This window comes from Brunnivagina elsteri CCALA 953, assembly GCF_002289455.1.
GTDB classification, from domain to species: Bacteria; Cyanobacteriota; Cyanobacteriia; order Cyanobacteriales; family Nostocaceae; genus Brunnivagina; species Brunnivagina elsteri.
The window spans coordinates 1-3355 of record NZ_NTFS01000555.1; the positions used below are offsets into that span (position 1 = coordinate 1).

General features: G+C 35.9%; 1 protein-coding gene. It reads right to left on the reverse strand.

Annotated elements, in window-relative coordinates; translation table 11 throughout:
• Positions 1–3063 (reverse strand): protein kinase domain-containing protein (locus tag CK510_RS28205; RefSeq protein ID WP_143289479.1); only part of this gene is annotated, 3063 nt, incomplete at its 3' end.
• Positions 3064–3355 lie beyond the last annotated feature (292 nt).

Consider the following 3355-nt stretch of genomic DNA (forward strand, 5'->3'; position numbering starts at 1 on the left):
CTGTAAGACTATAATAACAAAAAGTAGAGGATTACAAGTGTAGGTAATTGGCAAAAGTCTTGCCAAAATACTCATAACAGCTAATTTCTCTGAGTCTTTCATTTTTGGTAGATTAATTAACTCTTCAATTGGTTGCTGTTCCAAAGCTAGTTTTATTTTTTGTAATTCTTGACCCAAGTATTCCTGACTGATCTCTTTGGGTAATTCTAATCCTAATGAATGTAAGACTTCTAAACCTAGTTCAATAGCTTTATCCCCATAACTTTGTGCTTTATAAGTCTCAAGTCTGGTTTCGTAAGCTTTAATTTTTTCCAGCAATGTCTTCGCATGAGTTAGTACTATTTCAACATATTGCTCACACTCCTCAAAATTACCGCTTAAATATGCTGCTTCTGCTGCCGTTTCATACAAACTTAGAGATATCTCGTAATTACTTTCCCAGGAATCATTAGCAAGAGACTTTAACCCAAAAGTCAAGTAATTATATCCTGCTGAATATTCTGTTAACCCTAAAGCTTTACGTCCAGCGCACAAATTCATTTCTGCAAGTCCGTCAAGTTCTTCTCTATCTGTAATTAGGTCAAAAGCAATATTAAATTGATTGACTAACTCAAAAATCCTTTCTTCCCTCTTAGATTTCGGAGTACTATCTACCAGTAAATATCCGACTTTCAAATGGGTGGCTTTTCTTTCATCCTCTGGAATTAAATCGTAGGCTGCTTGTTTGATGCGATCGTGTATGAAATAATAGTTAATAGAGATATGGTCTAATACCGGAACTATATAAGGCTCTTTACCTTCAAATAAATCTAACTCTGAAAAATCTATCTCTAGGATTTCATCAGTATTCCCAGCAATGCAGACTGCTTGCGTGATTGTTTCTGGTATTACTAAACCCTTAAGCAATGCTTCCCACAATCTGGCTTTGACTACTAAAGGTTCTTCTTGACTAAGAATACATAGGGTTTTATAGTCAAATGGACCATCAAGACATGCAGCTAGTTTTAATATTTTTCTAAATGGTGAACCCAACAAATATACTTCTCTTACCATCACATCAAGAACATCATCGGTTACGCATAATTCTTTGATGCGATCGATGTCATATTCCCATTTAAGAGTCTCAAAATTAAAGGTAATTGTTTCTTGTTCATACAGTGATTGAAAGAAATTCACTGACAAAAACGGATTACCTTGGGTTTTAGCAAAAACCATTTGGGTTAAAAAACAAGTAGTCGAATCGTCGTGACTAATTGTTTGGGAAATTAGGGTATTTAATTCCCCTAAGGAAAAGGGTTCTATGCTGATGGATGTAAAAAATTCTGGTGTCTGGATTTTTTCAAAGTCACCAATTGTTAACTCTATCGGTTTCCACGGACCAGTTTCTCGTTTTTTCTGGCGATATGCACCAACTAATAATAGACTTTTTAGAGGTTCTTGATCTTCTTCTGGCTCTATAAATGGTTGGGAAATAGATGGAGGTTCGTCTAGTGTGACATGATCGACGATGAGCGATCGCATGAATGTAAATGAGTCAGCGTCTGCCCAATGCAGGTTATCGACGAATAAGACTATTGGATGTTGTTCTCTGGCAAATACGTAAATGAGTTTTTTAAATAGTCGATGTAAACGTTTTTTCGCTTCGTTTTCTGGAAGTTGTGTTACTTCTGGTTGTTTACCAATAATCTTTTCTAATTCAGGTATTATATCGGTTATTACCCGACCTTCTCCTCGGAATCCCGATAAAATCCTGTTTTTCCAGTTTCTAATTTGGGTATCTGTTTCGGTTTCTATTTGTTCAATTAGGTTGCGAATCGCTTCTACAAACCCAATTAGGGGTATATCGCTTGGTGTTTCTTCATATTTCCCAGTAATGAAATAACCATTCGCGATCGCAACATTTTTGCTGATTTGGTTGACAAGGGCAGTTTTACCAACTCCAGAATCACCATCTACAAAGACTACTTCTATTTTTCCCTGACAAATTCGCTCAAAGGTTTCCATGAGGATTTGAGTGTCTGTTTCTCTACCATACAATTTATCGGGGATTTTAAAGTTGCTGGAAATATCCTGTTGAGCGAGTTCAAAATATTCAATTTTTGCTGTTTCTTGCCACTGTTCTAAGCAAGTTTCTAAATCGTATTTCAACCCTAAAGCACTTTGATAGCGCTTTTCCGGATTTTTTGCCATCAACTTGCTAACTATCCTGGCAATGGTCGGAGGAATAGTATTATCAATATGGTTTACAAGGGGTATGTGTTTGGCAATGTGAGAATAAACTAACTCAATTGGATCGTTGGCATCAAAGGGAAGTTCTCCCGTCAGTAATTCAAAGAAAGTTACTCCAAGGGAGTAAAAGTCGGTACGATAATCAATAACGCGATCGACCCGTCCTGTTTGTTCAGGAGCAAGGTAAGCAAGGGTTCCTTCGATAATGTCAGAAATCGGAATTTTGCTTACTCCTTTGGGTAGGAGGGTTGAAATACTAAAGTCGATGAGTTTGACTTCGTGGGTTTGAGGATTAATGAGAATATTTGCAGGTTTAATATCTTTATGAATGATGCGACTACGATGTACGACATCAAGCGCGGTACATATTTGAATCCCAATTTTGAGAAAATTACCAATAAAATCGGCTTTCTTAGTTATTTTTGATAATTGATTATTTTCTTTTGAATTTTGAGAATCAATTTGTTTTTGGAGAATATTTGTAAAATATTTTCGTTTGGGTATTTTATCTGGACATAATAATCTTCCCACCTCACGTTTCAGTGAAATGCCGCCAAAATCTTCCATGATTAAGGCATAAGCATTACGGTAGTTTTCTAAACTGTAGCTTTTAATGACCGCAGGTAATTCGAGTTCTTTGACAATTGTGTATTGATTGCGGAATTGCGTTACTTCATTGAAGGTTGGATAATCAGCCCGCAGCACTTTAATCACAACAGGTGTTTGGTCAATTTCTCTAATTCCTCGATAAACGAGTGTTTTTGAACCTACATAAACTTTTTCAGTAACGTAGTAACCAGGAATCCTGACGATGGCATTTAAAGGTATTTGCATTTGTCGTTACTTAAATCGGGAACACTACTGTATATTGTTCCCACGAATTCAGTCTAAATATCAGTTTCAGTCAAAAATATTCCCGAAATAGATTTTATTACGTAGGAAATTAGAATTTATAATGTATACAAATTTTAGAAAACTTACAGAATATACAGAACAAGCACATTTCATCTAGGAAATACCAAGAAATCAATTATCCCAAATTATTGTAGGGGTGGGGAGACCCCACCTTTCAAGGGTAGGGTTTTTTTAATCTCGGAAATAGTTGAGAATTTTCTCAACTACCTAA